The sequence below is a fragment of the Corallococcus sp. AB038B genome (genome assembly GCF_003668955.1).
Classification (GTDB): Bacteria; Myxococcota; Myxococcia; order Myxococcales; family Myxococcaceae; genus Corallococcus; species Corallococcus exiguus.
In genome coordinates this window covers 180,816-204,141 of record NZ_RAWO01000001.1, presented here as the reverse complement: position 1 = coordinate 204,141, position 23,326 = coordinate 180,816, and the positions used below count along the sequence as shown (strand labels likewise).

The 23,326-nt window shown below is 68.5% G+C and carries 20 protein-coding genes and 1 pseudogene; 8 read left to right on the top strand and 13 right to left on the bottom strand.

The window, feature by feature from the left end:
• Positions 1 to 73 precede the first annotated feature (73 nt).
• Positions 74 to 682, top strand: a complete 609-nt coding sequence (locus D7Y04_RS00955) for a CAP domain-containing protein (protein ID WP_120600370.1) — start codon at positions 74 to 76, stop codon at positions 680 to 682.
• A 22-nt stretch (positions 683 to 704) separates the two neighbouring features.
• Here D7Y04_RS00955 and D7Y04_RS00950 read toward each other — a convergent pair whose 3' ends face one another.
• The 3 genes from D7Y04_RS00950 to D7Y04_RS00940 all read right to left on the bottom strand — a co-directional run bounded on the left by D7Y04_RS00950 (position 705) and on the right by D7Y04_RS00940 (position 3,044).
• Complete coding sequence (locus D7Y04_RS00950; RefSeq protein ID WP_120600371.1) at positions 705 to 1,538, bottom strand: dienelactone hydrolase family protein; 834 nt, start codon at positions 1,536 to 1,538, stop codon at positions 705 to 707.
• 180 nt (positions 1,539 to 1,718) lie between these two features.
• Positions 1,719 to 2,570 carry an FKBP-type peptidyl-prolyl cis-trans isomerase gene (locus D7Y04_RS00945; protein WP_121759227.1) on the bottom strand — a complete coding sequence of 284 codons (852 nt, stop codon included), beginning with the start codon at positions 2,568 to 2,570 and terminating at the stop codon, positions 1,719 to 1,721.
• Between the two features lie 210 nt (positions 2,571 to 2,780).
• Positions 2,781 to 3,044, bottom strand: a complete 264-nt coding sequence (locus D7Y04_RS00940) for a GlsB/YeaQ/YmgE family stress response membrane protein (protein WP_120598713.1) — start codon at positions 3,042 to 3,044, stop codon at positions 2,781 to 2,783.
• A gap of 150 nt (positions 3,045 to 3,194) precedes the next feature.
• Here D7Y04_RS00940 and D7Y04_RS00935 point away from each other — a divergent pair, with 150 nt between their 5' ends.
• Both D7Y04_RS00935 and D7Y04_RS00930 read left to right on the top strand, forming a co-directional pair.
• Positions 3,195 to 4,379 carry an ATP-binding protein gene (locus D7Y04_RS00935; protein WP_121758037.1) on the top strand — a complete coding sequence of 395 codons (1,185 nt, stop codon included), beginning with the start codon at positions 3,195 to 3,197 and terminating at the stop codon, positions 4,377 to 4,379.
• An 18-nt stretch (positions 4,380 to 4,397) separates the two neighbouring features.
• The gene (locus D7Y04_RS00930; protein ID WP_121758036.1) at positions 4,398 to 5,504 is read left to right on the top strand and encodes a hypothetical protein; all 1,107 of its coding nucleotides are present in this window, start codon (positions 4,398 to 4,400) and stop codon (positions 5,502 to 5,504) included.
• Between the two features lie 3 nt (positions 5,505 to 5,507).
• On the opposite strand, the gene D7Y04_RS00925 is transcribed toward D7Y04_RS00930, so the two are convergent.
• The gene (locus D7Y04_RS00925; RefSeq protein WP_216669732.1) at positions 5,508 to 6,947 is read right to left on the bottom strand and encodes an MATE family efflux transporter; all 1,440 of its coding nucleotides are present in this window, start codon (positions 6,945 to 6,947) and stop codon (positions 5,508 to 5,510) included.
• A 238-nt stretch (positions 6,948 to 7,185) separates the two neighbouring features.
• On the opposite strand from D7Y04_RS00925, the gene D7Y04_RS00920 reads away from it, so the two are divergent.
• From D7Y04_RS00920 to D7Y04_RS00910, 3 genes are read left to right on the top strand one after another with little or no spacing between them, the layout of a single operon-like run.
• Positions 7,186 to 8,241, top strand: coding sequence for a DapH/DapD/GlmU-related protein (locus D7Y04_RS00920; protein ID WP_120579446.1), 1,056 nt, complete (start codon positions 7,186 to 7,188; stop codon positions 8,239 to 8,241).
• A 44-nt stretch (positions 8,242 to 8,285) separates the two neighbouring features.
• Complete coding sequence (locus D7Y04_RS00915) at positions 8,286 to 8,669, top strand: hypothetical protein (protein ID WP_121758034.1); 384 nt, start codon at positions 8,286 to 8,288, stop codon at positions 8,667 to 8,669.
• A gap of 12 nt (positions 8,670 to 8,681) precedes the next feature.
• Entirely contained in the window at positions 8,682 to 9,614 is a 933-nt protein-coding gene (locus D7Y04_RS00910; protein ID WP_147454750.1) for a hypothetical protein, read from the top strand.
• 51 nt (positions 9,615 to 9,665) lie between these two features.
• Here the strand turns inward: D7Y04_RS00910 and D7Y04_RS00905 are convergent, their stop codons facing one another.
• From D7Y04_RS00905 to D7Y04_RS00890, 4 genes are read right to left on the bottom strand one after another with little or no spacing between them, the layout of a single operon-like run.
• Positions 9,666 to 10,814, bottom strand: coding sequence for an aromatic ring-hydroxylating dioxygenase subunit alpha (locus tag D7Y04_RS00905; RefSeq protein ID WP_121758032.1), 1,149 nt, complete (start codon positions 10,812 to 10,814; stop codon positions 9,666 to 9,668).
• Positions 10,811 to 12,442, bottom strand: a complete 1,632-nt coding sequence (locus D7Y04_RS00900) for a GH3 auxin-responsive promoter family protein (RefSeq protein WP_121758031.1) — start codon at positions 12,440 to 12,442, stop codon at positions 10,811 to 10,813. The genes D7Y04_RS00905 and D7Y04_RS00900 overlap by 4 nt, the downstream gene beginning before the upstream one ends.
• Positions 12,443 to 12,461: 19 nt before the next feature.
• A complete protein-coding gene (locus D7Y04_RS00895; RefSeq protein ID WP_120598721.1) occupies positions 12,462 to 13,223 on the bottom strand; it encodes a hypothetical protein in 762 nt (253 codons plus the stop codon).
• A 4-nt stretch (positions 13,224 to 13,227) separates the two neighbouring features.
• The gene (locus tag D7Y04_RS00890; RefSeq protein ID WP_233601212.1) at positions 13,228 to 16,065 is read right to left on the bottom strand and encodes an FG-GAP-like repeat-containing protein; all 2,838 of its coding nucleotides are present in this window, start codon (positions 16,063 to 16,065) and stop codon (positions 13,228 to 13,230) included.
• A gap of 117 nt (positions 16,066 to 16,182) precedes the next feature.
• Between D7Y04_RS00890 and D7Y04_RS00885 the strand changes: the two genes are divergently transcribed.
• A complete protein-coding gene (locus D7Y04_RS00885) occupies positions 16,183 to 17,106 on the top strand; it encodes a fatty acid desaturase (RefSeq protein ID WP_158627437.1) in 924 nt (307 codons plus the stop codon).
• Complete coding sequence (locus tag D7Y04_RS00880; protein ID WP_121758028.1) at positions 17,106 to 17,732, top strand: hypothetical protein; 627 nt, start codon at positions 17,106 to 17,108, stop codon at positions 17,730 to 17,732. The genes D7Y04_RS00885 and D7Y04_RS00880 overlap by 1 nt, the downstream gene beginning before the upstream one ends.
• Here the strand turns inward: D7Y04_RS00880 and D7Y04_RS00875 are convergent, their stop codons facing one another.
• The 5 genes and pseudogenes from D7Y04_RS00875 to D7Y04_RS00855 all read right to left on the bottom strand — a co-directional run.
• Positions 17,733 to 18,962, bottom strand: coding sequence for an imm11 family protein (locus D7Y04_RS00875; protein ID WP_233601211.1), 1,230 nt, complete (start codon positions 18,960 to 18,962; stop codon positions 17,733 to 17,735).
• Positions 18,963 to 19,051: 89 nt separating this feature from the next.
• The gene (locus D7Y04_RS00870) at positions 19,052 to 20,299 is read right to left on the bottom strand and encodes an AHH domain-containing protein (RefSeq protein WP_233601210.1); all 1,248 of its coding nucleotides are present in this window, start codon (positions 20,297 to 20,299) and stop codon (positions 19,052 to 19,054) included.
• Between the two features lie 13 nt (positions 20,300 to 20,312).
• The gene (locus D7Y04_RS00865) at positions 20,313 to 21,548 is read right to left on the bottom strand and encodes an imm11 family protein (RefSeq protein WP_120599333.1); all 1,236 of its coding nucleotides are present in this window, start codon (positions 21,546 to 21,548) and stop codon (positions 20,313 to 20,315) included.
• A gap of 21 nt (positions 21,549 to 21,569) precedes the next feature.
• Positions 21,570 to 22,895: an AHH domain-containing protein gene (locus D7Y04_RS00860; protein ID WP_120599332.1), complete on the bottom strand. Its 1,326-nt coding sequence runs from the start codon at positions 22,893 to 22,895 to the stop codon at positions 21,570 to 21,572.
• Positions 22,896 to 22,908: 13 nt separating this feature from the next.
• Positions 22,909 to 23,326 (bottom strand): annotated as a pseudogene (locus D7Y04_RS00855) (suppressor of fused domain protein); the annotation flags it as partial.

Sequence of the window (23,326 nt, the reverse complement as noted above, 5' to 3'; positions counted from 1 at the left end):
CCGACCCTCCCCATCCTCGCTGCCCCCCTGTCCGCTTGCCCGCACACCCACCCGCGCGCGGATAATCCCTCCCATGCGACGTCCTCCCCTCTTCCGTCCCCTGTCCGCCGTGCTGCTCACCCCGTTCCTCCTGCTCGCCTGTATCCCTGACGGGGACTCGGACGACACGCCCGAGGACGCGGGCGTCCAGGAGGACGGAGGCACCAGCGCCGATGGCGGCAGCGTGGAGCTGACGCAGTTCGCCCGCGACATGCTGGAGGCCCACAACGCGGCCCGCGCCGCCGCGAAGCCCACGCCGTCGCCCGCGCTGGAGCCGCTCACGTGGGACCCCGCCGTGGCGGAGATCGCCCAGAAGTGGGCGGACAACTGCGATTACGAGCACAACGCGGGCCGGGGCAACGCGGGAGAGAACATCGCCGCCGCCACACCGGACTACCTGACCGCGAAGACCGTGGTGAAGGGCTGGGTGGACGAGGTGGCGGACTACGACTACTCGAAGAACGCCTGCGCGTCGGGCAAGGCCTGCGGCCACTACACGCAGGTGGTGTGGCGCAACACGCGCCGCCTGGGCTGCGCCACGAAGCGCTGCACCGTCAATTCGCCCTTCGGGACGTCCAGTTGGGACTTCTGGGTGTGCAACTACGCGCCCCCGGGCAACTACGTGGGCCAGCGTCCCTACTGAAGGCCGCTGGCCCCGTGCGTCCTCAGCGCTTGAGCGTGCGCGCGAGGAACGCGGACGTCTCCGCCCAGGCGGACGCGGCGGAGCGCTCGTCGTAGCGGCCGCCGGAGGGATTGGCGAAGGCGTGGTCCGCGTCGTACTCCACGATGCGGCTGCGCACGCCGGCCTCCTCCAGCGCCTTCTCGAAGGCCTGCACCGTCTCCGGCGGGATGGACTTGTCCTTCGTGCCGAAGATGCCCAGCACCTGGGCCTTGATGGTGGAGAGCTGCTGCGGGTCGGTCACCGGGTGGCCGTAGTAGATGACCGCCGCGCTCAGCTCCGGGATGGCCATGGCGGTGCGCAGCGACCAGCCGCCACCGAAGCACCAGCCGATGCTGCCGGTGCGCACGGCCTGGATGCGCGGGTCGCCCTTGAGGAACGCGTGCGCGGCCAGCAGCGTCTTCGTGGCCTGGTCCGGGTCCACGGCCTTCACCAGCGCGAGCGCCTCGTCGGGGTTGGCGCCCACCTTGCCGTGGTAGAGGTCCACCGCGAGCGCCGCGTAGCCCTCCGCCGCCAGCCGGTCCGCCCAGGCCTGCACGTGCTCGTTGAGGCCCCACCACTCGTGGATGACGATGACGGCGGGCAGGGGGCCCTTCGCGTTCGGAGGCAGGCTCAGGTAGGCCTTGGAGCCGTCGGACAGCTCCACCGGCTGACCCTTGCGCTCGGGGGCGGCGTCCGTGCGCAGGGTGTGCATGGCCTTGAACTCCTCCTCGGAGACGGCGCCCGTGGCGGACGGCGTGCGCGCCACCTCCGCCGGACTGCTCGTCGCGCAGGCGCCCAGCATCAGCGCCGCCGCCAGCACCCACGTGAGCCTCTTCATGTCCGGCTTCATCGTCCGTGTCCTTTCGGGGCCCGGGCTGTCCGGGCCGCCTTCCGGGCGTAGCGCGGTGGAGGCGGACGCGCCAGCGCGTTGAACCCCGGACGCGAAGAGGGCCGGCGCGAGGGGAAGTCCCTCACGTCGGCCCTCGTTCCCGCCGCTCCCGTCAAGGAGAGGGGGTGACTACTTCGTCGCCGGAGGCGGCTTGGTGGCCGGGGGCGGCTTCGCGCCGGGGGCCGGCGGCTTCGCGCCAGGGGGCGGGGTGCCCATGCCGGGCATCCCCGGCATGCCCTGCATGCCCGGGGTGGGCTCGGGGGGCTTCACGATCTCGAGCAGCTCGACCTCGAACACCAGGGCGGCGCCGCCGGGGATGTTCGGGGGCGCGCCGCGGTCGCCGTAGGCGATGTCGGAGGGGCACACGAGCTGCGCCTTGCCGCCGACCTTCATCTTCTGGAGGCCCTCGGTCCAGCACTTGATGACGCCCTGGAGCGGGAACTGCGTGGGCTCACCGCGCTTGTAGGAGGAGTCGAACTCCTTGCCGTCGGAGAGGGTGCCCTTGTAGTGCACCTTCACGATGTCGGAGGCCTGGGGCTGGGGACCGGTGCCCGCCTGGGTCTCCTTGTAGATGAGGCCGGACTCGGACTTCACGGCGCCGGGCTCCTTGGCCTTCTCCTCCAGGAACTTCGCGGACTTCTCCTTCTCCGCGGTGGCCTTGCGCAGCGAACGCTCGCGCGCGAGGTCCTGGAGCTTGGGGCCGTAGGTCTCCAGGTCCACGTCGGTCTTCTGACCGGTGACCTGGGCCGTGAGGCCGGCCTTCACGAACTCCAGCTCCTGCGGGGTCATGTCGAACACGCTGATGCTGCGGCCGATGGACAGGCCCAGCGCGTACAGCGTCTTCTGCTCCTCGGTCTGAGGAGCACCGGCGGTGGCCGCAGCCGTGGAGGTGCCGGTGGCGGAGGTCTCGCCCGGCTTCGCTCCCTGGCCCTGGCAGGCCGTCAGGCTCAGCATCGCCGCGATCAGGATCGTCTTCTTCATCATGATGTCGTCGCCTTTCCTTTGGCTCAGCGGCGGCCGACCGCCCCCCGCTGCATGCCTGGGGCGCGGTCTACTACAGAAAGTGCCCGGCATCCTCTTGGGAACCGTGCTTTCCCCGGATGGGGGTCCATGCAGGTAGGACAACCGGCCGCCGGCCCCCCAACCGGTGGGACGGCCCCGGATTCCCGGCGTGGGAGGGAAGGAAGGGTCCTACCGGGAGGAACGACCGCCAAAGGCGGCCTGGGAAACCCCGAGCAGGACGATGGCTCCCAGGATGGCGCCCAGGAACCCGGTGGGCTCCGGGTCGCGCCAGTCGGTGCCCCGCCAGACGGACGTGAGGAAGCCGCCCACGAAGGCCCCGGCGACGCCCAGGAGCGTCGTACCGATGCACCCCAGGCGCTGGTTCCCCGGCAGCACGGCCCGGGCGATGAGCCCCGCGAAGAAGCCGAAGATGATCCACCCCAACAGCCCCATGACGTCCTCCCCGTGCGGCGAGCGAAGGCCCGCAATGTGGCGCAGGGCGGGCGGAGGCGGAAGTGCGGGGGCGCTCCTTGACCCTCGAAGGGAGCGTGTGGTGCGGTCGTCCGACCCCGGAGCGCCCTGGGGGCACCGGGAGGGAGCACGATGTCCACGCTGACGCGGCTCACCATCCGCCAGTTCCGGAACGTCATTCCCACGACCCTGGAGTTCCGCTCGGACATCAACGTCCTGCTGGGCGGGAGCCAGACCGGGAAGACGACGCTGCTGCGATTGCTGTCCACCGTCGTGGACCATCCCGACGAAGCCCTGAAGGATGACCCCTTCGACGTGAGCTGGAGCATCGCCAAGGAACAGCTGGAACTGGAATGCGCGATGACCCGACCGCGAACCGAAAGCGCCACGGACGAGTCTGGCGCGTCACGTTTTCCGCGGACGTTCTCCTGCACGCTCACGGACCACGGCACGGAGGTCCTCAAGGGGGACATCGGTCCGGATGGCACCCGTATCGAGCGGGACGGGAGAACGGAGCACCATCGCTACCCCCTCGTGACCTCGCCCTTCACGATCCTCCGCCTCGTCCTCTCCAAGCACGACGCACCCATGGAGCTGCGCTACCGGCTCATCACCTTCTCCCTGTTGACGGCGGGCAGGCTGGACGAAGGCCTCGAGGGCTACCACGCACTGCTCGACCTCGAAGGGTGGAGGATGGGCATCAACGGCGCCTGGAACCTCCGCGCTGTTCCTTCTTCCTTCAGGGACCTGCTGGACACCGACCCGATTGGCACGACGTTGACGTTCACGCCGGGGTTCCTGACACACGCGGTCCGGGCACTTGGCTTCGACTCGGCCAGCGCGCGATTCGATATCGAGAGGCTGCCCGCGATCCCCAGCGGCTACCTCACCCAGCTGCGCAATCTGAGGTTCGTCTTCAAGCACGCCGATGAGGAGATCCCTCACGACCTGCTCGCCCCCGAGGAAAAGCGCCTCCTTGCTTTCTTCGCCCACGCCGACGCATCGCGCACCATCCTCATCGCGGACGAGCCGATGCATGGCTTCCACTTCAAGTGGGTCACCGACTGTCTGAGGCAAGTGGGTAATCGGCAGGTGTTCCTGACCAACCAGAACCCTCTGCTCATGGACGTTCTCCGCTTCGGGAGCGCCGAGGACGTTCGCCGGACCTTCATCCTGTGCAAGCAGGCCCACGATGAGTCGGGAGCACGGCTGGTCTGGCGCAACCCCACCGAGGACGAAGCAGAATCCTTCTTCCAGGCCCATCTGGCCGGGGGGCAGAGCGTTTCGGAGATCCTCCGAGCCCAGGGCCTCTGGTAACACGTCACCTCACCACCCATGAGCCCCCTCCGCCGAGCCACCCGGGACGACAACGCCGCGCTGCTGGACCTGTTCGGCGACGTGCCCATGACCGGGGACCTGGTGCTCAGCACGCAGCGGTCGCCGGACTACTTCGGCCTCTTCGCCATGCAGCGAGGTGACGCGGAGGTCTGGGCCCACGGTGAAACATCCCGCCTGGATGGAATGGGCGCCATCCACGTCCGCGACGGCTGGCTGGAAGGCAGACCGTGCCGCGTGGGCTACCTGGGCGATTTGCGCACCCGCTTCTCCGCGCGCCGCGCCCGGGGCCTGGCCCGGTTCTATGGCCCCGTCCTGGAGGAGACCGCCCGCCGCCACGGCGTGGACGTGTTCCTCACCGCCGTCATGGCCTCCAACGCCGCCGCGCTCCAGGCGCTCGTGCGTCGTGGCGCGTCCCGGGAAGCGCAGCCGCACTACCACCTGATGCGCGCCTTCTCCGCCGTCTCGCTCCAGTTCGTGCTGCGCCGCAAGCCGCGCCCCAGCCGCTACACCGTTCGCCAGGCCACCGCCGCGGACGTGCCCGCCATGGCCGCGCTGCTGGACGCGGACCACCGTCAACGCCCCTTCGGCTACCGCTTCGACACCGGTGAACTGGAGCACCGGCTCGCGCACTGGCCTCGGCTTCGCGTGGAGGATTCGTTCCTCGCGTTCGACCCCGCGGGGAACCTCGTCGGCTGCACCTCCGCCTGGAACCCCGAAGCCGTGAAGCGCTACCGCGTGCTCGCGTACCGGGGCGGCATGAAGTGGGTGCGCCGGGGCGTCAACGCGCTCGCCACCGTCACCGGCGCGCCCCGCCTGCCCGCGCCCGGCGGCGACTTCCGCTACTTCTACCTCTGCAACACCAGCATCCCCTCGGAGGACCCTGGCGTCCTGCGCGCGCTGCTGGATGCCGTCTACGCCGCGTTCCACGGCCGGGGCTTCCACTTCTTCACCGTGCAGCAGGACACCGGTGACCCGTTGGCTTCGGCCTTCGACGGCTTCATCCAGCGGAGGCTGGACTTCCACCTCTACGCCGTCACGCCCGCGTCGCGCCCCCCGAGGACCTTCCCCGGGGGCCGCACCGGCTTTGAAATCTGCCTGCCCTGACGCTCACACCACACGCGTCTTCCAGCGCCCGCGCCGGAACAACACGATGCCCAGCACGGACATCAGCGCGAAGGCCGCCGGCACCGCCCAGTACGCGCCCGCCGAGCCCAGGCCCATCGGATGGGACAGCACCCACGCCAGCGGCAGCTCCAGCACCCAGAGACACCCCAGGTCGATGAGCGTGGGCGTGCGTGTGTCCCCCGCGCCGTTGAACGCGGAGGTGATGACCATGCCGTACGCGCACGACAGGAAGCTCAAGGAGAAGATGCGCAGCGCCTTGGCCCCCTCGTCCACCACCGCCGCATCCGTCGTGAACGCTCCCAGCAGGGGATGCGCGAAGATGAAGAACGCCACGCCGATGGTGCCCAGCACCATCAGGTTGTACCGACCCGCGAGCCACACCGCCTTCGCGCCCCGGTCCGGGTCCCCCGCGCCCATGCTCTGTCCCAGCAGCGTGGCCGCCGCGTTGCCCAGACCCCACGCGGGCATCAGCGCGAACATCACGATGCGGATGGCGATGGTGTAGCCCGCCAGCGCCGTGCTGCCGAATGACGACACGATGCGCACCAGCACCACCCAGCTGGACGTGGTCACCAGCGCCTGCACCATGCCCGCGCCCGACAGCCGCACCATCGCGAGCATCGTCGCGGGCTCCAGCGACACGTGCTCGCGCCGAATCTGGAGCCGGCCGTTGGACCGCACCAGCCGGAAGAGCTGGTACACCACGCCCGCGCTCCGGCCCAGCGTGGTGGCCCACGCCGCGCCCACCACGCCCATCTCCGGGAACGGCCCCCACCCGAAGATGAGACACGGCGCGAGCACGATGTTGAGCCCGTTGGCCAGCATCAGCACGCGCATCGCGATGGCCGCGTCACCCGCACCCCGGAAGATGGCGTTGATGAGGAAGAGCAGCAGGATGCTCACCACGCCGCCCATCATCACGCGCGTGTAGGCCACGCCGTGCTCCAGCACCCACGGCGAGCCGCCGAGCGCCGCCATCATCGGCCGGGCGAAGACGATGCCCGCCACGGCCAGCACCGTGGAGATGATCACCCCCAGGCCAATGGCCTGCACCGCCGTGCGTCCCGCGCGCTCCGCGTCCTTCTCTCCAATACGCCGGGCCACCATCGCCGTGGCGCCGATGCTCAGGCCCATGCCGGCCGCGTAGATGATGGTGAGGATGCCCTCGGTGAGTCCCACCGTGGCCACCGCCTCCGCGCCCAACCGGCCGACGAAGGCGACGTCCACCACGGCGAACACCGACTCCATGCACATCTCCAGCACCATGGGCACGGCCAGCAGGAAGATGGCCCTCCCGAGCGGCAGCTGGGTGAGGTCCTGCTCCGAGCCGTGCAGGGCCTCCTTCACGAGGGACCACAGCCCCTTGTTCACGGCGTCGCGGCTGGCCACGGGCTCGGGGGCCTGGGCGTGGCGGTCCGCCAACGGTGTCTCTTCCACGGGGTGAGGCCTTTCGAGAGCGAGGGGACTTCCTACCGCGAAACGCCCACACGTGGCGCCCAGCGACGCGGCTTCCTACGCCCCCTGCCTCCCACTCCTGACATCTGAAGGTGCCGCACCCACCCTCATCGAGCCAGCAGGTGAGCGTCCGCTGCTGGACGGCTGCGTCGTGCCTTTGGACAACATGCCCTTGTGAGGGCCGGGAGTAGCTTGCTGCATCCCGATGAGTCCCTTACCCGCGACCGCTTCTCTCCTGCCCACCGCGGTAGGTCCTCATTTCACCCTGGCCTCGTCCGCGCGACTGCTGGGCTCCACGCAAGTGGGGCCCGGGGCCATCATCTCCCGAGGCGCCGTCGTGCGCTCGGTGGGAGGCTCCGTGATGTTGGGAGCCTTCTCCACGCTGCGCGAGGACGCGGTGGTGGTGGGCACTCCCGAACGGCCCACGTCCATCGGAGAGAAGACCGTGCTCGGTCCGCGCTCGCTCGTGATGGGTGCGCGTGTGGGGTCGCTGTGCGACATCGGCGACGGCGCCATCCTGATGCCCGGCGTGACGCTGGGCGACCGCTGCCTGGTGGGAGAAGGCACGGTGTTGCCGCCGGGCATGACGGTGCCGGATCAATCCGTGGTGCTGGGCCGGCCGGGACAGGTCCTGCGGATGCTCTCCTCCGAGGACCTGACCCACCTGCAGCAGCGCCGGGGCGGCGACCTGTCGCTGCCCGCCGCACCTTTGACCCCTTTCTCCGCGCGAGACCGCGCCGAGGACGCCCCCATGGGACAGTTGTACGCCTTTCGCGACCGTCACCCCTTCGTCCACCCCACCGCCACCCTCTTCTCCTCCGCGGAGGTGTCCGGTGACGTGGTCATCGGCGCGGGGGCCATCATTGGCGCGGGCGTGAAGATCACCGGCGACCTGAACGGTCCGGTGCGCATTGGCGCGCGGGTGCAGATTTTGGAGAACACGGTGCTGCACCTGCAGCCGGACACCATGCTGGTGCTGGACGAGGGCGTGGTGGTGGGCCCGGGCTGCATCCTGCATGCGTGCAACCTGGGCGCGGGCACGGTGGTGGAGCCCGGCGCCATCCTCTGCGAGGGCAGTCACCTGGGGAAGGGCTGCCACGTGGCCGCCGGCAGCCTGGTGAAGGCGCGCGCGGTGTTCCCGGACTACGCGCTGGTGGAGGGCTTCCCCGCGGCGCAGGTGGGCACGCGCACGTCGCCGCCGGAGCCGCCGCGCTGGGTGCTCAGGCCGGAGGACCTGCCGGGCCTGCGGCGCATGGGGTGAGTGGATTTGCACTGGCCGTGCGCCCTCTGGCAGGGTCGCGGGCCATGGACGCAGTCAATTCAATCATCGAGATCGCGGGCCCGCTGATGTTGGGCCTGGCCTGTGGCGCGCTCTTCCGGAAGTTCGTGTACCCGCGCCTCCTCGAGCAGTTGGGAAGCCTGGCCCGGCCGGTGACCTCCTCCGCCAACACGTGGATGCTGGTGGTGCAGATCTGCGCCACGCTGGGCCTGGCGGTTGCGTGCCATGCGTCCAACGCCATGGCGACGCTGATGTGGATGCATGAGCATCTGCCCCCGCTGCCCTTCCCGTTCACCCAGGGGCTGATCCACTGGCTCTTCCTGGGTGCGACCTTCTTCTCCGGGTACTTCCTGGCGCTGATTCCCTCCTCGGAGGCCGAGGAGGAGCAGGCCTCAGGCACCCAAGCCTGAATGAGCGCTCGCATGGAAGGAGTTGGCGAAAGCGGCCAGCGGTCGGGTCGTTCCATGTGGGCGCGGGCATGCCTCGTCACGGTTGCCTTGGCGGTGTGTGCCTGCGAGACGGAGGAGATTCAGCAACTGAAAACGCTGTCACGGCTCGCGCAGCTCGAGCGTGCTGAGAAGATGGAGCTCATCGCGAACCGAGAGGAGCGGAAGCGTGAGTTGCAAGTCGTGGAGCACGCCCTTCGCCTCCACTGTCCCCCGAACGACGAGACCGAACTGCGCTCACGGCTGACGCAAGCCGTGGGCGGAGCGGACGTGTCGGTGCTCCGCGAGAGCGGCGAGGGGAGGGTGCTTCGGATTCAAGGGACGGGAGCGGAAAGCGACCTCGTCGACACAATGGAGGCGCTGGGGAAGAGCGCACCCTTTCTTTCTCTCGAGCGGCTCTCCATCCGTCGCGAGGCGTGGTCGATGGATCTCGCTCCAGGGCCGGCCTGTCCGACGCTTGAGGCAGACGCGGCCACGGTCACCCGATATCCACTTCCGCCCCAGGGAGCGCTCTGGCCCGGAACCAGCAGGAAGCTGCGGGCGGAGATCCTCGCCATGGAGCACGACATCCAGCGATGGGAGTCCACCGTGTTGGCGGGAGGCGTGGCGAGGCTGAACTCCCGCCTGGCCCTGTTTGAACGTCGCCGCAAGCGACAGTTGGACGGGATTGGGTATCTGACGGGTCAACTGCCGTTGCTCAAGGGACTCCTTGATGCGGCCGTCGAGCCTGCGCTGACGCTTTCCCGGAAGGAGGACGGCGTATGGCTCCTTGAAGGCGTCCGGGATGGGCTGGATGGAGGTTGGGTCGATCGCCTCAGGCAGGCCGGCTACCGGTTGACGGCGGAGAGGTCGGGTTCCCTGGTGCTGAGGCATGTGTCGAAGCTGACGCGGACCCCAGAGGGCGGCTGATACTCCGGGAGCCGGGTTCCTCGGGCCCAAGCGAGCATCGTGAGTGGTCGTTCAGACCCAGAAGACCACGTCGCGCTCCGCGTCCTCGGGACCGGGGCCGTGCGCGCCTTCGCGGAGCCAGCGGCGGTACGCTTCGATGTCCGCGTGGTGCAGGTCCGCCTCCGTGCTCGAGTACACACCGCCGCCGGGGCCATCCGTCAGTCCCTGGCGCTGCGTCTCCATGATGCGGACGTCCTGCTGGATGACCTGCCGCGTGTACCAGCGCACCAGCGGCGTCAGCGTGCGGCCCACCCATGCACCCGGAACGTCCACCGGCAACCGATAGCTGATGGCCGTGTACACGAGCGTGTCCGTGGGCCCGATGGGCGTGCACTGTGAGTTGATGGCGAAGCCGCTGTCTCCCCACTGGTAGTCCACGCGCGTGACGTTGGGGACGATGAACTCGTCCGTGTGCACGAGTGGCAGGCCGCGCGGGTTGAACAGCCGCCCCAGTCCCGTGAGCGCGTCCTCCTCCTGGTGGTAGGTCATCCGCACGCGGCCCGCGTGGCGCTTCACCGTGGAAGGCACGCGCTTGCGAGTGGGATTGCGGAACCAGCCCCGGTGCACGAAGGACGTGTGCGGTACGTCCATGAAGTTCTCCACCAGGTTCGTCACGCCGTTCGCGAAGCGCGTGACCATGAAATAGACGGTCCAGCCGCGCTCGCCCCAGTAGGGCACGCGGAAGGGCTGCGCGCGGGCGTGGGTGACGTCCGCGCCCAGGTAGACGTAGACGAGCCCGTCCTGCTCCCGCGTGGGGAAGCGCGCGAGCCGTCCCAGGTCGCAGGGCGCGGGCTTGAGGCCTTCGTGCGCGCAGGCGCGAGCGTCCAGCTTCTCTCCGCGTTGAGGTGGGCCCAGCGCGGGGATCTCCACCACCGCGCCGGACGCGTCGTAGACCCAGCCGTGGTACGGGCAGCCGAGCCGTCCGTCGAACACGTCGCCCTGTGACAGGCGCGCGTTGCGGTGGAGGCAGCGGTCTCGCAGCGCGGTGGGTGCGCCATCGGGTCCGCGGAAGAGGACCAGTCCCGTGCCGAACACGGTGCGCGCGACGGGCTTGTTCGCGGGCAACTCCGTGGAGAGGCACGCCACGTACCAGAAGTCCTTCAGCGCGCCGCAGCGGCCGAGGTCCGCCTCCGCGTCCAGGTCCACCGTGAGCATCGTCATGATGTCCCTCTTCCGAACCACTCGGCCCAACCGCTCTGGCGGTGCAGATCCACGGGCTTGATGTCACCCGCGCGCTGACCGAGCTGGATGCATCGGGCCTCGTAACGCCGGGCCCCCTGTGTCACGCGCACCGCACGCACTGGACCGAGCTGTCCCAGCTCCCGTGCGTAGCGGTAGTGATGGCCCTCGCACAGGGCGCGCTCCACATTCGCGGCAATGACGTCGACGGCTTCATCCGTCTCAAGGAACAGGCGGTAGGCCGGCGGTGTCCCCCACTCCGGCGCGAGCATGGCGAAGGCGGGACGCGTGGGCCCCAGTGTGGCGTCCAGGACCGTGCCCACTCGCGCGGCGGAGAGCTTCTCACCCACGAGGTCCGAGACGGCATCCGCTCGGCCGAGGAACCGCAGGCAAGGCGTCGCGTGCACGAAGCCCTCCACGCGGACGAGGTCCCCCAGCCGGTAGCGCAGCAGTCCGCCGGACGTGGAGAGGAGTACCGCGTAGGTGCGGCCCGCCGTCAGCTCGTGCGCCAGGAGTGGGCGTGCGTCGGGGCGCTCCGGGTCCAGGAACTCGATGAAGTGGCTTCGGACCGCGAGCACTGGCGCGGGTGCTTCGAAGAGGGGCACCGTGATGACGCCCTCCGTGGCGAGCAGGCCCTTGCCCTGGACCTCGACGCCCGGGAAGCGCCGGCATGCGCCAGCCATGGCGTGCGAGGCCTGGGCGTCCGTCCACATGCTCAGGAGCGCGAGCCCTGGCCAGAGCGTGCGCGCGGAGGGCAGCCCGTCACGCAGCACCTGGGCCCTCGGGATGTCACGCACGCCCTGGAGCCCCTGCACGAGCGCCGTCCAGGAAGGATCGCTGCCCACGGGCGTGCCGTCCGCGTCGTGTTCAGGAGGCCGCAGCGTGCCGCGCTCCAGGTCCTCCGCGAGCCGTTCGCCGTACCGATCCAGTGCGTCCATCAGCAGCGTGAGGAAGCTGGGGTTCCAGACGCTGATCAGCGACAGGTTCGAACACCGCACGAGGAACCACAGCGTCACGTAACGGCATGGTTCGACATGGGGCGCCTGGCCCACCGAGCCTGGAACGGCGAAGACGCGCGAGAGCAGCGGCTGCAACGGGCGCGGGAACCACGCGCTGTCCTCCGCCGATCCCACCGGAATGCCGCCCGACGTCCGGTGCTGTCTCCGGCCCAGAGGAGAGATGGACCAGTAGCTGGGGCCTTCGCGCACCGCGGGGCGGCGCAAGAAGACCTCGTGCAACATAGGCGCTAGCGCGCGCTGGAACTCGCGCAGCAGCCCCTGCGTCACCGGCACCCGCTTGGATGCGCCTGATGAGCCGCCGGACAGCTCGAAGCGCAGCACGGGCTCGCGAGTGAGGACCCGCGCTTCTCCCCGCGCGATGCGCTCGACATCTTCCGCCACCGTGTCCGGCGTGGTGATGGGCACCGCGTCCTGGAACTCTCGAGCGGTGCGGATTCGGCCAAAGTGCTGCACCCGCTCCGCCTGTGCCGTGCCCTCCACTGCGCGGAGGATGCGCGCCAGACACTCCGCCTGCGCGACCTCCGGCTCGCGCAACGCATGACGGAAGCGCAGCGCGGACGGCGTCAGCGCCGCCATCGTGGCGGACAACATCGCACGGGAAGTCAGCACCTCACGTCCCCACGCGGACCCGCGATGCGTCCCGCTCCCGTCGGGCCCAGCGACGCAGTTGGCCCCAGACGCTTCGCGCCAGCGCCCTCGCCAGGTCCCAGCCGCGAATCTCCACCAGACACACCAACTCCTCGCCCTCGGCGTGGCCGGGGTTGCGTTCCGCGAAGTAGGCGATGTGCGGATGAGCCGCCGCGTCGCGGTCGATGGGCGAGACGCCGTCCCGCACCCGGTAGTGCGCGCCATCGAAGCGCAGCGTTCCCTTCGCCGCGTCGTACTGCGCGCCGAACCACCGCGTCGCCAGTCCCCGCAAGAACTCCGAGCGCCCTTCCGGCGGCGTCCAGTCCCTGCGTGGATGCGTGCGCGGGAAGTAGTTCACCGCCAACAGGTACGTCTTGTATCCGCCCGACAAGAGCAGCCAGTACAGCGGCCTCCACGGCCGGCGCAGCTTGCGCGCGAGCAACAACCTTCCGAACACCACCTGCAATGTCTTGTGGCCCCACCAGTCCGGATGGATGACCGTGTCGCCCGAGTACAGCACCTCCACGCCACCCTCCTCCGCCACCCGCACCGTGCTGAACCCCACCAACTCCCGAGTGCGCCGGGAGTGCAGCAGGAACACCCACTGCTTCGCGTCCAGGTCCGCGTGGAAACGCTCGGCGCTCACGCCCACGTAGCAGCACTGCATCAGCGCCAGCATCCGCGCCCGGGTGTCGGCGTCCAGGTCCTCCCGCCGCACCGTGGTGCCCTTCATCGCGGAGAGCATCGCTTCAGGGCCCTCCCCGCAGCGCCGTGGGCGCGGGAGGCTGGCGCACCTCCTGATAGCGGTCCGCCTCCAACGTCACCTCCTGCGGCTGGGCGCCGTACCAGTGGATGACCGCCTTCACCGGCCCCGAGTGACGGCCCAGACCGAAGTGCAGCCGAGGATCCGCCGACGCGGAGAACCCGCCCATCAGCCCCACCTCGCGCACCTGCTCCACGCGTTTGCCGTTCTCCTCGTAGGACACCACCACGCGCGTGCCCACCGCGCTGCGGTGCGTGCGCTGGCCGTCCCCCACCAGCGACAGGCCCACGAAGTGCGCGTCCGGCTTCGCGTCCGTGGCGTTGGCTCGCAGCGTGTTGCGATACAGCGACAAAGGCGCGTGCTGGTTGGTGATGAGCACGTCCAGGTCGCCGTCGTCATCCAGGTCCGCCATCAACACGCCGCGCGAGTTGTCCGGCGCCTCGATGCCCACGTCCTTCGCCACATCCACGAAGTGCCCCGGCCGGGCATCGCCCAGGTTGAGGTACACGCGGCGCGCCTCGTTCGGATAGAGCACGCGGCCCCGGATGTCGCCCCACTTGTCCGCGTACGTGTGCACCTCCGGGCCGGACTGCATCAACTTGTGGTTCACGTACCAGTAGTCGTTGCGCTGTCCCGCCGGGATGCGCCACTTCTCCGCGTCCAGGCGCGCGTCCACCATGCCGTTGGCCTGCACCAGGTCCGGCCATCCGTCGTCGTCCAGGTCCCCCGCCGCCGCGCCCCAGCCGAAGCGGCGCTCGTTCAGCGCGCCCCGGAAGGTGGCCTCGTCCTTGAAGCGAGGGACGAAGGCGTCCTCGCCCGGCCCCACCATCCACAACAGGCTGCCCTCCGCCTGGAGCGAGTGGTGCACGTTGGACACGTACACATCCAACCAACCGTTGCGGTCGAAGTCCGCCACGCTCGCGTTCATGCCCTTGTACGTGTCGCGGCCAATCTCCCCGAAGCGGTGGCCCACGATGTGGCGGAAGTGCCGGCCACCCTCGTTCAGGTAGATGTCGTCCGGCCCGAAATCGTTCGCCACGTAGAGGTCCGTCCACCCGTCCTGGTTCAGGTCCACCGTGCTCACCGCGAGCGACCAGTGCGTCTCCTTCAGGCCCAGCGCCTCCACGTCCTGCTTCTCGAACGTGCCGTCTCCTCGGCCCCGGTAGAGCGCGTTGCGTCCGCCGTTGCTCGCGTTGTGCCAGCCGTCATGCATGAAGCGCAGCATGCGGCGGTCACCCGCGTACTCCGGCTCCGGCAGCTTGAAGAGGTTGAGCGGCGGTGACGGCTCTGGGTAGTCCGGCAGGTGCGTCGTCATCGCGTTGAGCACCAGCAGGTCCAGGTGCCCGTCGCGGTCGTAGTCCAGGAACGTGAGCCCCAGGCTCACCGCGTGGTCCGTCACACCCGCGGCTTCCGTCACGTCCTCGAAGCCCGCGGTCCCCGTCTCGCGCAGCGTGTTGCGCAGCAGGCGCACCGGCCCGAAGGCCACCGCCACCGCGAGGTCCAGGTCCCCATCCCCATCCCAGTCCACGAACGTCCCGCCGCCCGCCAGGCCCTCCTCTTTGTAGCGAGTGGCGAAGCGCTCCAGCGCGGGCACGGGGACGCGTTCGAAGCGCAGCCCGCCCAGGTTGCGGTACAGGCCCGCGTGGTGCTCCGGCGTGCCCAGCGGGTGCGTGAGGAACAGGTCCAGCTTGCCGTCCCCGTCGAAGTCGCCCGTGGCCACCGCGTCGCCCACCGCGACCAGCCACTTGGCGACGTGGGCCACGCGCGGATCCAACTCCTCCAGCGTGTGACCCATCTGGGAGTCCAGGCCCGCTTGCTCGAGGTCCTGCGCGTTCAGGTGGAACGCGAGCGGCGCCTGACGCTCCCCCTGCGCTGCTGACACCGAGTAGCCCGTCGCCAGCACCGCCCCGAGTCCCCCCACCACGCCCACGCGCTTGAGCATGTCCGAAGCCAGGAGCCCATGCAGCGCCGCGCCCCGGGTGCGCCACAGCTCGCGCGCGTGCATGAACACGAAGCGGGAGGTGGCCACGGTGAGCGCCGCGTAGAAGAACGTGTAGACGCTCTCCTTCAGGTGCAGCACCAGGTCCACGCAGGTGATGGCCAGCGCCACCAGCACCTGGGCCTTTGGCGTCGCGGGCGACGTCGCCGGGTCGGTGAGCATGTAGAAGACGAAGATGAAGAACGACGGCGCGCCCAGCGTGCCCAGGAACAGCACCTCCGGCGGCAGGTGGTGGCGGAGGATGAACGCTCGCAGCGCCGTCTGGAGCGCGTAGAAGGTCAGGAAGCTGATCACCAGCCAGCCGCGGCCCACCCGGAAGAAGAAGAGCACCATCGCCGCCATCACGATGAAGGCCGACAGCGCGACCTCCCCGTTGGCCCACTGGTAGGCGGGCGCGGCGGTGATGAGCTCTCGCGTGGTGAGCAGCGATACGGCCACCGCGAACATCGACGGGTTGAAGACGTGCCGCCCCTGGAAGGTCAGCACGTACTTGGAGCCGATGGCCAGCCACACCGGCAGCCATAAGAGCGTGCTCGCGTGCGAGTAGTTCAAGAGCAGCGCCAGCGAACAGCAGGAGATGTACGCCGAGAGCGGCACCTCCTTGCGCCGCTTGAGCACCCAGCCCAGGACCGCGTCCAGCAACGTGCCGGAGACGACCAGGAAGGCCATCTGCCCGGGGCTGCGGTTGAAGCCGAAGAAGGTGAAGCCCAGCACTCCATAGAGCGTGAGCAGCGCGGCGAAGGGCAGCCTCGGGTCGTTCCAGCGGGGGAACACCCAACCGCCCCGCTCCACGCGCGTGCCCGTCAGGGCCGGCTGCGTCGGCATCTCCACACTCATGATTGACCGTCCCGGTGCACGCGCGGAGCGTGCCGTGCCCGTCTCCGGGTGTCCAATCCGCACGGGGCTTGCGTCCGGCGCCCATGCATGGAGTCCTGGCGCCCGATGTCCTCTTCCCTGCCTCGTCGCGCGGCGGTGCCTCGCGAGCTGCTCGTTCCCGCAACGCCTTCCGGACTGCTGCGCCTGGCGGCCGTGGAGTGGGCGGGGATGGCCCTGGGGTGGGGGGTCATGGCTTGGGCTCCTCCGGTGCTGTTGCCGTTGGCGGTGCTCGTCGTCGCGGGACGGCTGCATGCGCTGGGCGTCCTGCTTCATGACGCGGTCCACCTGCCTTCGCGAAGACGGGAATGGCGACTGTGTCTGCTGGAGACCGTCGCGGGGTACCCCATTGCGTCCACGCTGGAGGCGATGCGCTACCACCACCTTCGCCATCATCGCGACGCGGGCCTGCCGTCGGATCCGTACCGCAAGCCTCCGGATGGAGGCCGGCTGCGCACGGTGTGGCGGTGGTTCCTGCTTCTGAGCGTCATTCCCGGCTGGGTGCTGCGGGGACCGGTGGGGCTCTGTGCGTGGGTGCTGCCTTCGCTGCGCACGGCGTATGCGCGCGTGTTTCTGCAGGACCGCTCCGGACGGGTGCTCACGCACGACGCGGAGGTGGCGGCGTGTGCTCGGGCGGAGGCGGGGCAGGTGCTGTTCCACCTGGGCGTGCTGGCGCTGGCGGTGCGGTGGCCTTCCGCGGTGCTGTGGGGGTATGCGGTGCCGTTGCTGGTGGCGTCTGGGTTCAACGCGCACCGGTTGCTCGCGGAGCACACCGCCGCGCCCGTGCAGGGGCGGAAGTTGGAAGATGTGTTCACGTGCACTCGCGACCATGGGCTCAGGTGGTGGGGAGGGTTGGGATTGGCGCCCCGGCACGTGGGGATGCACGTGGTGCATCACCTGCATCCGCAGGTGTCCCTCACGCACCTGCCCCGGCTTCGAGCGTGGTACGTCGAGCGATTTCCCCACCACTATCCCCAGCCTCGTTCCTACTGATGCTCACTTCGTCGACGCGGGTGTTCCTGGTGGTGGCGTTGCTGGCGTGCGCGAGCGCGGCGGTGGTGTTCCGGCGCAGGCAGAACGCACAGGGCGGCCGGGGTGGACGCATCTCCGGCCCCAAGATGGCGTGGCTGCTGTACGCGGTGTTCCTCTGGTTCCTGGTGTGCCCGCTGGTGGCGCTGGATGCGTCCGTGCCGCTGGAGGCGCGCGTCGTGCTGGGAGCGTTCGCGGTATCCATGTGGCTGCGCGGAGCCGCGGAGCTCTACATGCTCTACGTGTCGCGCAACTGGCGGCCGCCGTATGGCGTGGGCCATGACCTGGGATGCATCGCGCTGGTGGGGGCGGGGCTCGTGTACACCGGGGAGAAGTGGGCCGGAGTGCTCGATGGGCGCGATGTGTGGTCGCTGGCGTTGGTGGGGTTGGTGCTGGTGAGCCTGCTGGTGGAAGTGGCGTATGCGGCGCTGTTCCATCAGGCCGTGGAGGGACGCACCACTGGCGAGGATGGGGTGTGGTTCGCGGATGCGGAGCAGGAAAGGTTCCGGCGCATCAACCGGCTGACGCTGGCGCTCAATGTGCCGCTGTATGGGGCGCTGGCGGTGTGGCTGATGATGGGAATGGGGTAGCTACACCACGGGCTGGCGCCAGGCCTTGGACAGGTGGCCGGGGCTGGACTGGTTGAAGCGGTGGAGCAGTTCCTCCCGGCCGTGCTCCAGCAGGTACGTCAGCTCCCGGGGCATCAGCGTCTTCACGGTGACGAGCCGAACCTGTCCGTCCGGCATCGTGAAGTGCCCCGGGAGTGTGGGGGTGTCCATGCCCAGGAGCACGCCGACGCGGCCTTCCTTCGTCAGAAGCGGTTCAGGCATGCGCTCTCCGTCCACTTCCATGGAGAGGATGCCGGTCCTCGCGGGTTCGCGCAGGTGTTCGTGGCCTACGAGTTCGTTGGCGATTCGTTCCAGCAGCGTCACGGGCCAGTCTGTTTGCGGCTCGTTGGTCTCGAGCGCGAGCTCCAGGCCGAAACCCACGGAGGGCTCCACGGTCTCCACGAAGAAGTCGGAGAGGCCGTCCGTCACGAAGAGGGTGCGTCCTTCGGGCCGGTGGATGACTCGCCAGACCTGGCGCCTCGCGGGCCAGCCTCCTCCGACGACGATGGGGAGGATGGCGTTTTCATCCAGCGTGCCCAGCGTGCGCCAGAACTCGGTGCGGGCCGTTTCGGTCCGGTCGTAGAGCACCTTGAGCTTGCGGTTGTGCTCTCTCTCCTCAGGGCTGATGGCACTTGGGCCTGTGACTTCCTCGAACCTCATCCCCGTGACGCCCGCACGCTCCAAGCCCTCCTTGATGTGCTCGGAGACGATGAGCGCGACAGTCCATCCCCAGGGACGGAAGACCTTGGCCTCACCGACCTTTGTCGAATCGATGCGCATGTTGGAGACGGCCCGATATGTCCCCGTCTTTTCGGGTCGTTCATCCTCTGGCAGCCAGTACTTCACCTCGCTGGACTGCTGAACATCGATGCATCGAATGTTCCGTGTCGCGACGAGGATGAAGTAGGGCTCAGTCTGTCCCTCGACCTCGACAGGAATGATCTGCACATCATCCGATGCCAGTTCGCTGAAGATGTTCGCGACCCGCCGGTGAACAACGGGGGTTCCACCCACGCTCGTCGTCGCGTAGTCCAGGAGCGCGCCTGGATGAGAGATGGGAATCCTGAGCTGTTCCTTGATCTGGACCGGGCAGCCATCCGCGAACTGCCAGATGTCGTCGATCTCCAGTCCCTGGGAGTTTCTCGCCTCACCTGGCAACCAGCGATCCTGGATGTCCATGTCATCCAACAGCTCGAAGTACCGCATCTCCATCACCTCCATCCATCAATCGCGAACAACCCAGCCATGAAGGTCCGTGCCCTCTCGAAGGATTTCCCTTCCCAGGTTTTGGAGTTCCTTCGTCAGTGAGTTTCGACCTGAGCGATGCTCTGACATCTGCCAAGAGCGGTCTTCAATCGCCTGAGGATGGTCTCATGGTACTCGCGAGGATGCGGTCCTTTATGGCCAGGAACACGGACCGTGTTCGCCCCATCATCCAGGGACATGCCCGCACGGTCGAAGAGTTCCTGAAACCTGGGTGACCACGGGCCACCGTTGTGCGTGGCATCCCACCACTTGTTCGTGGCGATGTGATGCTCGTGGACGTCGACTGGCACGGGGACGTTCCGCCCCTTCGCCGACATCGCCACCGCGTTGGGCGCCAGTGCAATGGTCACCTCGCCGCTCGCGGACACCGCGATTGCTGAGACCTCCGCCGCGGCCACCAGCCGGAAGCCTCCCTGCTCCGCTCCCACCAGCGCGGCCTGCGCTGAACCGGGCAGCGTCGCGACCCGCGTCGCCAGCGTCTGCGCCGTGCTCCCCAGCGCCGCCATCGCCAGCATCACGAAGGCCCGTGCCGCTTGCTTGCCCATCACCTCGCCGTACTTCTCTCCCGCGTCCCGGATGCCGTCGAACGTCTCTGACTCCTTCACCTCCGCCGCCAGCACCCTCCAACCCTGGATGAGACTCCACACCGTGTCCCAGCCCAGGTACGCAATCAGCGCCACCGTCAGCGTCGTCGCCACTCCCTTCGACAACAGCGGCTCCGGCACCAGCCACAGGCTGAAGTACACCGCTCCCGTCATCACCAGCAGAGACACCGTCGCCTCGGGGTCCACCATCCCCTCCAGCGCTTCGGCCGTCTCCTCCCACACCGAGTCCAACGCAATCCGGAAGGCCAGCGTCCGCTTGCTCTCTTCATCCAGCGTCAGTCCCCGGTCCAACAGGTGCAGGCAGTCTCCGGACAATCTCTTGCGCACGCACCAGCGTCCGTAGGCGGCCTCCAGCTCCGTGCTCCCTTGAGTCACACGGACGCGCCCCTGCCTCGGGTCATCCACGGACACGACTCCCAGCGAGGCTCGCGGACGGTCCGCTCCGGGATTCGACAGCCGGAGTGCTTCCCTTCGGGGATGCACCGACACCGGCGCTCCGCGCGCCAGCGTCCGCACCGCCTTCTCGAAGGTGTCCCCGTCCAGCACCACGGGCCTCGTGTCCGTGCGCGGCGTGTGCTCACGCGCCCGGCCTTCTCCCGTGTCCAACCGCCATGTTCGTGACGTCGCGCAGCCCGTCACGAACAGCATCCACATCACGCACAGCCAGCGCTGCGACATGGACTGCCTCCGACTACACCACGGGCTGGCGCCAGGCCTTGGACAGGTGGCCGGGGTTGGACTGATTGAAGCGGTGGAGCAGTTCCTCCCGGCCGTGCTCCAGCAGGTACGTGAGCTCCCGGGGCATCAGCGTCTTCACGGTGACGAGCCGGACCTGTCCGTCCGGCATCGTGAAGTGCCCGGGGAGTGCTGGGGTGTCCATGCCCAGGAGCACGCCGACGCGGCCGTCCTTGGTCAGGAGGGATTCGGGCATGTGCTCTCCGTCCACTTCCATGGAGAGAATGCCCGTCCTGGCGGGTTCGCGCAGGTGTTCGTGGCCTACGAGCTCGTTGGCGATTCGCTCCAGCAGAAGCTGCTGCCAGCTCTTCGCCACGTTCTCCACGGACTCGTCGGTTTCGAGCGCGAGCTCCAGGCCGAAGCCTACTGAGGGCGCCACGGCCTCCACGAAGAAGTCGGAGAGACCGTCCGTTACGAAGAGGGTGCGCCCTTCGGGCCTGTGGATGACTCGCCAGATCTGGCGACGCGCGGGCCAGCCGCCTCCGACGACAATGGGGATGACGAAGCTGTCCTCCATAGTGCCCAGCGTGCGCCAGAACGAGGTGCGGGCCGTTTCGGTCCGGTCGTAGAGCACCTTGAGCTTGCGGCTGTGCTCGCGCTGTTCCGGGCTGACTTCGCTGGGGCCCGTGACCTCTCTGAATGACATTCCCGTGGCGCCTGAACGCTCCAGGGCATCCTTGATGTCCTCGGAGACGATGAGCACGACGTTCCAACCCCAGGGGCGGAAGACCTTGGCATCGCCCACTTTCGTCGGGTCGATGCGCAGGCCGTAGACGGCTCGATATGTCCCCGTCAATTCTGGTCGGTCATCCTCTGGCAGCCAGTACTTCACCTCGGCGGACTGTTGATCATCGATGCATCGAATGGTCCGTGTCGCGACGAGGATGAAGTAAGGCCCGGACTGTCCTTCGACATCGACGGGAATGAGCTGTACGTAGTCCTGAGCCAGTTCCGCGAAGACATTCGCGACGCGCTTGTGGACAACAGGTGTCCCGCCCACACTCGACGTCGAGAAGTCTTGAACCACTCCCGGATGCCCAATGGGGATCGTCAGGCGCTCATGGACCTGGACCGGGCAGCCATCCGCGAACTGCCAGATGTCATCGATCTCTTGCCCCTGGGCGTTCGTGGCCTCGCCTGGAAGCCAGCGGCCGTGAATCTCCATGTCGTCGAGGAGTTTGAAGTACCTCATTGGGATTAGCCTTCCCGGTCGTCAGGGCTGCGTGACGAGCAAGTTGAGCCGACTGTTCTGCGTAGAGATCTCCGCTCCCAGCGACTCAAGCTCCGTCACAAGCGCCTTACTGCACGACTGAATGCTCCTGCATCTTCCCAGTGCCCGGCGCAAGCGTTCGTAGACTTCTTCATGGTACTTCTGAGGATGCGGTCCTTTATGTCCAGGGACACGGACTTTGTTCGCGGGATCATCCAAGGACATGCCCGCACGGTCGAAGAGGTCCTGGAACTTGGGCGACCAAGGTCCGCCATGATGCGTGGCGTCCCACCACTTGTTCGTGGCGATATGATGCTCGTGGACGTCGACTGGCACGGGGACGTTCCGCCCCTTCGCCGACATCGCCACCGCGTTGGGCGCCAGTGCAATGGTCACCTCGCCGCTCGCGGACACCGCGATTGCTGAGACCTCCGCCGCGGCCACCAGCCGGAAGCCTCCCTGCTCCGCTCCCACCAGCGCGGCCTGCGCTGAACCGGGCAGCGTCGCGACCCGCGTCGCCAGCGTCTGCGCCGTGCTCCCCAGCGCCGCCATCGCCAGCATCACGAAGGCCCGTGCCGCTTGCTTGCCCATCACCTCGCCGTACTTCTCTCCCGCGTCCCGGATGCCGTCGAACGTCTCTGACTCCTTCACCTCCGCCGCCAGCACCCTCCAACCCTGGATGAGACTCCACACCGTGTCCCAGCCCAGGTACGCAATCAGCGCCACCGTCAGCGTCGTCGCCACTCCCTTCGACAACAGCGGCTCCGGCACCAGCCACAGGCTGAAGTACACCGCTCCCGTCATCACCAGCAGAGACACCGTCGCCTCGGGGTCCACCATCCCCTCCAGCGCTTCGGCCGTCTCCTCCCACACCGAGTCCAACGCAATCCGGAAGGCCAGCGTCCGCTTGCTCTCTTCATCCAGCGTCAGTCCCCGGTCCAACAGGTGCAGGCAGTCTCCGGACAATCTCTTGCGCACGCACCAGCGTCCGTAGGCGGCCTCCAGCTCCGTGCTCCCTTGAGTCACACGGACGCGCCCCTGCCTCGGGTCATCCACGGACACGACTCCCAGCGAGGCTCGCGGACGGTCCGCTCCGGGATTCGACAGCCGGAGTGCTTCCCTTCGGGGATGCACCGACACCGGCGCTCCGCGCGCCAGCGTCCGCACCGCCTTCTCGAAGGTGTCCCCGTCCAGCACCACGGGCCTCGTGTCCGTGCGCGGCGTGTGCTCACGCGCCCGGCCTTCTCCCGTGTCCAACCGCCATGTTCGTGACGTCGCGCAGCCCGTCACGAACAGCATCCACATCACGCACAGCCAGCGCTGCGACATGGACTGCCTCCGACTACACCACGGGCTGGCGCCAGGCCTTGGACAGGTGGCCGGGGTTGGACTGATTGAAGCGGTGGAGCAGTTCCTCCCGGCCGTGCTCCAGCAGGTACGTGAGCTCCCGGGGCATCAGCGTCTTCACGGTGACGAGCCGGACCTGTCCGTCCGGCATCGTGAAGTGCCCGGGGAGTGCTGGGGTGTCCATGCCCAGGAGCACGCCGACGCGGCCGTCCTTGGTCAGGAGGGATTCGGGCATGTGCTCTCCGTCCACTTCCATGGAGAGAATGCCCGTCCTGGCGGGTTCGCGCAGGTGTTCGTGGCCTACGAGCTCGTTGGCGATTCGCTCCAGCAGAAGCTGCTGCCAGCTCTTCGCCACGTTCTCCACGGACTCGTCGGTTTCGAGCGCGAGCTCCAGGCCGAAGCCTACTGAGGGC